This window comes from Streptomyces sp. NPDC005141 (assembly GCF_053599975.1).
In genome coordinates this window covers 1-7,417 of the sequence record NZ_JBSFYW010000126.1, presented here as the reverse complement: position 1 = coordinate 7,417, position 7,417 = coordinate 1, and the positions used below count along the sequence as shown (strand labels likewise).

Here is a 7,417-nt window from a genome sequence, read left to right as displayed (position 1 = left end):
TAAAGCCCCCACCGTCCTGCCGGGGCCCACGCCCCGCGGTCCGTCTCTTGTTCCCTCGGGACGGCCCGCTCGCAGGGTCATGCTGGAGGGTCAGGCGCGGTGGCTCTGGTAGTACTCGCCGACCTGCTCGTGGTAGCCGGCGTCGCCGATGTGCTTGTCCTTGTCGAACTCGGGGGAGTCCTTGATCTGGTCCTTGGTGAGGGCCACGTAGATCTTCTGCTCGGTCTGGTCGACCCGCTGCACGGTGCCGGCCGGCAGCAGGACATGCTTGCCGAAGATCCATACGCCGGTGTCGACGACGAGGTACGCGGAGCTGACGTCGTCCGAGTGCTTGTCGACCTTCCCGATGCTGCCGTCGGTCGCCTCGACCTTGTACCCGGTCAGATCGGTGCCCGCGATGTGGCCGGTGGTCGGCTGGTAGCCCCAGATGCTGTCACTCATAAAACGGCTCCCTCATCAGAATTGTTTACTGTCCGCCGCGAAAATGCGGAGTCAAAATGGACGCGCAATGTTCTGCGACGATTCCTCGTACCGCCGGGTGCCCTGCCTTCTGCACCTCACACGTTCCTGCCGGCAGGAAATGCGGGTGGCCGGAGGCGCCGTGCTGGAGGCCATGGTTCCCGGCGTCACGGACATCCTCCGGCCACCTCCTCCTCCTACCCCGCATCGACAGAATCACCACTTTCGTCCCACCAGCATCAGGGAGGCAGCGCAGTGGGCCCCGACGCCACGCGGCGTCGGGGCCCACTGTGTCCATACGTTGTCGCGGCCTGCCTACCAGCGGTACCAGCGGCCACGCTTGCCGCCACTGGCCGCAGGACGGATCACGAACCCGAGAACCCACACCACCAGCACGATGACGGCGATCCACCACAGGGCCTTGAGTGCGAAACCGGCACCGAAGAGGATCAGAGCGAGCAGGAGAACGAGAAGAATAGGAACCATAGTTATCAACCTCCGATCCCTCGTGTGCCCGGCACAACGATCTCCACTCCTACGGGTTTCACCCATTCCTGCCGCGCCCGGAGCGGTGAACATTCCTGGTTTAGGAACGGAGGCGGGGGTGACACAGGAAGGGAAATTCTCTCGAGCAGGACAGGGTGTGAGCAGTTGTGGCTGCGAACAAGAAGGCCCAGGCCAAGACCGAGCAGGCCAAGGGCAAGGCCAAGAAGGTCACCGGGGACGCGGTGGGCAACGAGTCCCTGAAGGCCAAGGGGCAGGCCCAGGAGTCCAAGGGCGACCTGCGCGCGGCCAAGGAGAAGGCCAAGGACGCCATCAAACCCAAGTAGACGCACCACGCCCGGTCCCGGCAGCCGCCGCCTCCCCGCCGGCTGCCGGGATCCGTGCTGTCCGGCGGCACCGGCAACGCCCCTCCACCCGCACCCGGCGTCGTGGAGGCGGGCCTGCCGGTGTCGTGATCATTCGTCGTCGGCGACGAACGGCGCGGACGTCCGAGGCCTGACCGACCGCCACAGGTGCAGGTCGACCGGCTTGCCGTCCAGGAGCAGGAACATCGCCGCACGCACACCCGGGTCACCGATCGCGGCTGCCGCGCGAGCGAATTCCCCGCGGTCCGCGCCGAGGCGGGCGATGCGCCGGAACTCGCGGTGCACAGCCGTCCTTGCCGCACCGGCCTCGCGCTCCAGCCGCGCCGCGACGCCGCGCACCCATGCGTCGAACTCGTCGGGCACCTGCTCCAGCAGGGCGTCCAGCGGGCCCTTCCCGTCGGCGCGGAGTCCGTTCACCCCGGCGACCGGGCAGCCGAGCGCCTTCGCCACGAGCTTCGGCGGCCGGCCGGCGAACTTCTGGATACCCAGGCAGCGCCAGATGTCCCGCTCGGTGACCCCGGTGACCAACCTGTGGAGACGGACGTACTCGGCGAGCTTCGCCTTCGCCCGCAGTCCGCCCGCGTAGCGGATGACATAGCCCTCGGCCTGCGTGCCGCTGGTTCGCCGGCCGTCGGGGCGGGTGCCGGCCTCGGTGAGCTTCAGCAGCTCGGCGAGCGGGAGGGCGGGCCAGGTCCGCACCACGGAGCCGACGCGGGCCCAGTCGCCGGCCGCGACGGCCAGCGGAGTCTCGGTGCCCTCCGGCCCGAACGCGGCCAGCAGCACGAGGTCTTGACGGTCCCCGTAGTCGACGACGATCCGGTTTCGCGGGTGGACGATCTCGGCGAGGTAGGTGGTCGCGCACTGAAGCAGGCCGGTGTCGTGGCCGTCCAGCCAGGCCTGCGCCCACTGCGCCTGCTCGCTCGTGAAGCTGCCCTTCGACGCGGCACGCCACCGGCCGTCGTAGTGGAAGGCGATACAGAGGGACCCGTCGATTTTGTCGTACACCTCGAACGGTTCGCCCTCGGGGAGCGGCGGCGCGTACGCGTGGCCGAGCTGGTGCTCCTGGACCCCGAAGAACTTCGGGAACGGCCACGCCACGATCTCACCGGTCCTGTCGTCGGCGATGAGGCCGCGGCAACGCAGGGTGGCCGGGGTCCAGGCGCGCTCGTACTGGCACGCCCTCGTGTACGTGAAGATGGAGACCGGCAGTGACGGATGGGCCTTGCGCATCACGTGGCCGGCCGCGATCGCGGCATCGAGGTCACGCGTGCTGAACAGGTCAGAGAGCTGCACGGCTGCCTCCGTCGATGCCGCATCGCTTTCGTACGGCGTTGGCCCACTGCCGCGTGTGCGTCTGCCGAGCCGGTCCTCGACGCGGGGGCCGACGGTGATCCTCCAGCCCGGGCCGGGATGGGGAAAGCGGATTTCGGCGAGCCGGCCGTTGATCACGACGGGGCCGGTCCCGGCGATGGACCGGGGGAAGGCGAGCACGCGGGCGGGGGAGGGGCGAGGGCCCGTCACCCGCCCTCCCGCAGCCGCTCACCCGCCGCCCCCACCAGCACACCGTCGCCACCACCGTGATCCGCCACACCCCTGCCCCCTCGTCCGGCCCGCAGTACCGAGCCCCTCACGCGCGCCGATCCCCCTGCCGAGGAACCGGGCCGGGACCGGGCCCACCCTTTCCCTTCCCGAACTGGCCCCCCACGTATGGGAGTTGTCCGGGAGCCGCAGTCGGGCGCGCGGCGCTGGACGGAACGGCGCCGCCCCTTCACAGTCCCCTTCTCGCTGCCCGATCCGGTGGTGCACACTGCTCCCTGACGCGCAGGCGAGGGCGGGGGGAGCCGGTTCGTGCGGCAGGATCTGACGGTCAATCTCGTGGCCTCGCTGCTGGCGTTCGCCGTGGGCTGGCTCGGCCGTGCTCTGGTGCACTACTACCGGACCAGGATGCCGGCGGCGCGTGTGTGGCGGCTGGACCGCGACCGGCGCGTGGTCATGGTCGTCGGTGAGTCGGGCGGAGCGTCGTCCGCGTATCCGAAGATCCATGAGGCCGATGCCCTGGCGGCCATGAACCTGCGGCAGTTCCTCTCCCAGGACCTGCGGTTGCACGAGGCGGCGACGGTCAGGGCCAGGGCCTTCGCCATGGCATCGGACGCCGAGGAGAACCTGGTCGTGATCGGCGGGCCGGCGCACAACAGCGTCTGGCAGTTGATGACCGACCGGCTCAACGCCCCTTATGCGTTCCGGCAGTTCTCCGACGACTACCGCATCGTCTGCCTGGAGAGCGGCGAGGAGTACGGCGAGTCGGACGTCGACGAGTCGACACTCGTGGATCACGCCATCGTCCTGCTGGCCCGCAATCCCTTCGCGGCCCGGAGCCGCCTCGTCATGATCGCGGGCTGCGCTCTGCTGGCGACCTCGGGCGCGACCCAGGTCTTCGCCCGCGGTGAGATCCGCGCACTGGCCAAGGCGTACGACACCAGGTCACCCCTGGCACTCGTCGTGCGCGTGGAGAGCGTCGGCGGCTACGTCCGCCCGCCCGAGGTGGTGGCCGCCGCCACCTTCCCCCAGACCCCCGCGGCCCGCACCACTCCCGCCCCGCGCCCCTAGTCACGCCCCGGGAAGGCCGTACTCGCGCGATCTGAAGCTTGGCCCGATGCGGTGACGGCCCCGATGACGGTGAGAGGCCCTGGTGGGGAGACGGCCATGGCGTGCGGGGGATGGTGGCGCCGTGGACGGCGAAGCTCCCGGGTGGACCGTGCAGCCGAGAGCGTGGGCGGCTGCTGGGCTTTTTTGGGCGGCGGCCTCCGGCGTGCGGGTCCGTGCGCAACCGTCCAGGCCTTCCCGCGCGGTGTGGACTGGCCGCCCGGTTGTGCGAGAAGTGCCGCTTCGGCAGGGCCTGATGACTGTTGTCTTATCGGTTGTGAGCGCTTGTGGCCTCTTCGTGCAATTGCACGATGGGTGACCTTCCAGGCGGCTACGGTCGGCGTTCAACTGATGCGACAACGGGTGAAGACTGGACGGGGCATGCTTCCGGAATCGTTAGTGGACCTTGCTGCTTCTGGGGCCGGTGCGCTGGTGCAGGCGGCCGGGTCGGATGCGTGGACGCGCATCAGCGGTCAAGTGGCCAGGTGGTTTGCGCGGGGCGAGGCGCGGACGGAGCAGGGCGAGCTGGAACGCCTGCGGCAGAGCGCGGCGGAGATCGCCGCGGCGTCTGGGGACGTGAGGGTGCTCAACCGCCAGGAGGAGGTGTGGCGGGAGCGGATGGTCAGCTTCCTGCGTGCCCTCGATGACGTTCAGCGAAGCCAGGCCGCCGCGGAGCTCAAGGTTCTGGTCGGTGCGTGGCAGGCCGGCGCACCGGCTGCCCCGACGACGACTGTGCAGGCCCACAACGGTGTCGCCTCCCTCGGCAATGGAGCGATCAACACACAGAATCACTTCGGGGACGTGCACATCGGCTTCCCTCCTCAGGCGGACCGTTCCCAGGGCTGAATGGGCAAGAACACGCCGTCCCCACTCCCGGGGTGGCCCACCCCCAGGCCGCAGCGGACGCCGCCGGCCCACCCGGATATCGCGCCCATCCGCACGACGAGTCGGCATGGCTGCCGCGGCAGCGGCGGGCCGGACCCGTACGGATCGGCACCATCCCCCCGGCGGCGCAATGGCTGCAACGCCGCTTGGTCGAACAGCAGATGCAGCCGCCGTCGCCGATCAGCGGTGCCAACGCCTACGTCCTGAAAGGAATGGGCGGGGTGGGCAAGACACAGCTGGCCGCCTGCTATGCCCGCGATGCGTGGACAGCCGGCCACGTCGACCTGCTGTTGTGGATCAACGCCGGCGATCCGGTCGGCATCGAGACCGCCTACACGCAGGCAGCCGTACGGCTGCTCGGCCCCGGCTCGGTCGGCAACCAGCCGGTGGACGCCCTCCTCACCTGGCTGGAGCCCACGACCCGGCCGCAGCCGTGGCGATGGCTGATCATCCTCGATGACGTGGTCCACCCCGACCACCTGCAAGGCCTGTGGCCGCCGTCCAGCCCGCACGGCTTGACCCTCATCACCACCCGCCGCCAGGACGCGGCCCTGGCCGGTGAGGGAAGGCAGCTCATCGATGTCGGCATGTTCGACGAGCGTGAGGCCCTTGCCTATCTCAACCAGGCATTGGCCGTGCACCGCCGCTCCGAGGCAGCCCACGAACTCACCGCACTCGCCGGCAGCCTGGGCCACCTGCCGCTCGCGCTGTCGCAGGCCGCCGCCTACCTGGTGGACTCGGGCTCCACCGTCGCCACCTACAGCCGCATGCTGCACGACGGCCCGCTGGACGACATCACCCCGGACGCCCTTCCCGACAGCCAGACAGACGCCGTCGCGGTCACCTGGGCTCTGTCCATCTCGAAGGCCAATGACCTACGCCCGCACCGGCTGGCCAGACCCATGCTGCAGCTCACCTCCGTGCTCGATCCCAACGGCATCCCCGCCGCCGTACTGACCAGCCCGCCCGCGCTCCGATACCTCGCCCAGCAGCGTCCCGACCGCAAGAGGCACCGCCGCACCCGGCATCTCGACATCTCCGAAGAAGAAGCAACCGGCGCCCTGCGGGCCCTGTACCGCCTCAGCCTCGTCAATCACCGTACGGACGACCCCCATCACAGCGTACGAGTCCACCAGCTCGTCCAACACGCCGTGCGCGATCGGCTCCAGCAGGCCCGCAAGGACCAGCTCATCCACACCACGGCGGACGCACTCCTGGCGGCCTGGCCCGACCCGGAGCGCGACACGGCCCTCGCCCAGGTCCTGCGTGCCAATGCCGCCGCACTCATCGACTACGCAGGCACCGCACTGTGCCGCCCGGAGGTCCACCCGCTGCTGTTCAGAATCGGCCGCAGCCTCGGCAAGACCGGGCAAGTATCCGCCGCCCGCGACTACTTCCAGTCCCTCACCGCACGACTGCTCGACCAGCACGGACCCGAGCACCCCGCCACCCTCGCCGCCCGCGCCGGCCACGCACGCTGGAGCGGCGAAGCCGGAGACGTCCGCGGTGCCGCCGCCCTGACCGCACACCTGGTGGCCGACCTGGGCCGCGTCCTGGGCGCCGACGACGAGCGCACCCTGACCGCACGCAGCAATCTCGCGCGCTGGCGCGGTGAGACCGGCGACCCCCTCGGCGCCGCCCGAGCCACTGCCGAACTGCTGGCCGACCGCATTCGGCTGCAGGGCCCCGACCACGCGCAGACCCTGTCCACCCGCAGCAACCTCGCCTACTGGCAAGGCCGGGCCGGCGATGTCACCACCGCGGCGAAAGACACCGAGGAACTGCTGGCCGACCTGCAAAGAATCCTGGGAGCAGACCACCCGCACACCCTCACCGCACGCAGTCACCTCGCCCACCTCCGCGGCCAGGCCGACGACCCCCGTGCCGCGCTCACCGCCACCGCTGAACTACTCGAGGACCGCGAGCGCGTTCTGGGCGCCGACCACCCCGACACCCTCAGCACCCGGCAAGCACTGGCGTACTGGCACGGACAGGCAGGCGCTCCCGGCGAGGCCGCCGCCGCCCTTCACATCCTCCTCAAGGACCAGGCACGCGTGATGGGAGAAGACCACCCGCGCACCCTGGCCCTGCGAAACAACCTCGCTTGCTGGCGGCACACAGCAGGCGACCGCTTCAGCGCCCAGCAGATGATCACCCAGCTCGTCCCGGACATGCAGCGCGCGCTGGGCCCCGACCATCCCTACACGGTCACAGCGCAGAACAACTGGCAGCGCTGGCAGGCACGGACCGATGCGGCCGGTCTGCTCATTCCGCACTGACCGCCGCGCCGAGGCGATACACGAACGAGCCGGTCGGGGGAGGCCCGAGCTGACGACAGCGCGCGTCGCTCCGAAGCCGTCCGCACCAGGACCTGTCCGGTCGATCACGGCGGAGGATTCCAGCGGTGCCTGATCGGCCCCGCGTCTCCACTGCGATCGACCGGACAGGCCCTAAGGTCGTTGGTCATGACTGTGCTGCGTGGCGCCTCGGTCGTCCTCCGCCCCGCCGTCCATCCTTTGTTCTTCGCAGGGAATCCCGGCCTGAAGGCCGGGATTCCCTGC

7 protein-coding genes are annotated in these 7,417 nt (G+C 70.1%); 4 read left to right on the top strand and 3 right to left on the bottom strand.

The window, feature by feature from the left end; all coding sequences use genetic code 11:
• Positions 1-90: 90 nt before the first annotated feature.
• Both ACWD68_RS41190 and ACWD68_RS41185 read right to left on the bottom strand, forming a co-directional pair.
• A complete protein-coding gene (locus ACWD68_RS41190; RefSeq protein ID WP_451811603.1) occupies positions 91-441 on the bottom strand; it encodes a PRC-barrel domain-containing protein in 351 nt (116 codons plus the stop codon).
• 333 nt (positions 442-774) lie between these two features.
• Entirely contained in the window at positions 775-945 is a 171-nt protein-coding gene (locus ACWD68_RS41185) for a hypothetical protein (RefSeq protein WP_033279275.1), read from the bottom strand.
• A 167-nt stretch (positions 946-1,112) separates the two neighbouring features.
• On the opposite strand from ACWD68_RS41185, the gene ACWD68_RS41180 reads away from it, so the two are divergent.
• Positions 1,113-1,289 carry a CsbD family protein gene (locus ACWD68_RS41180; protein WP_451811602.1) on the top strand — a complete coding sequence of 59 codons (177 nt, stop codon included), beginning with the start codon at positions 1,113-1,115 and terminating at the stop codon, positions 1,287-1,289.
• Positions 1,290-1,418: 129 nt separating this feature from the next.
• Here ACWD68_RS41180 and ACWD68_RS41175 read toward each other — a convergent pair whose 3' ends face one another.
• Positions 1,419-2,621, bottom strand: coding sequence for an RNA ligase (locus ACWD68_RS41175; protein WP_451811601.1), 1,203 nt, complete (start codon positions 2,619-2,621; stop codon positions 1,419-1,421).
• A 555-nt stretch (positions 2,622-3,176) separates the two neighbouring features.
• Between ACWD68_RS41175 and ACWD68_RS41170 the strand changes: the two genes are divergently transcribed.
• The 3 genes from ACWD68_RS41170 (at position 3,177) to ACWD68_RS41160 (ending at position 7,135) form a co-directional block, all read left to right on the top strand.
• Complete coding sequence (locus tag ACWD68_RS41170; protein ID WP_451811600.1) at positions 3,177-3,935, top strand: hypothetical protein; 759 nt, start codon at positions 3,177-3,179, stop codon at positions 3,933-3,935.
• Positions 3,936-4,286: 351 nt separating this feature from the next.
• Positions 4,287-4,817: a hypothetical protein gene (locus ACWD68_RS41165; protein ID WP_451811599.1), complete on the top strand. Its 531-nt coding sequence runs from the start codon at positions 4,287-4,289 to the stop codon at positions 4,815-4,817.
• A gap of 32 nt (positions 4,818-4,849) precedes the next feature.
• The gene (locus ACWD68_RS41160; protein WP_451811598.1) at positions 4,850-7,135 is read left to right on the top strand and encodes a tetratricopeptide repeat protein; all 2,286 of its coding nucleotides are present in this window, start codon (positions 4,850-4,852) and stop codon (positions 7,133-7,135) included.
• The last annotated feature ends 282 nt before the right edge of the window (positions 7,136-7,417 follow it).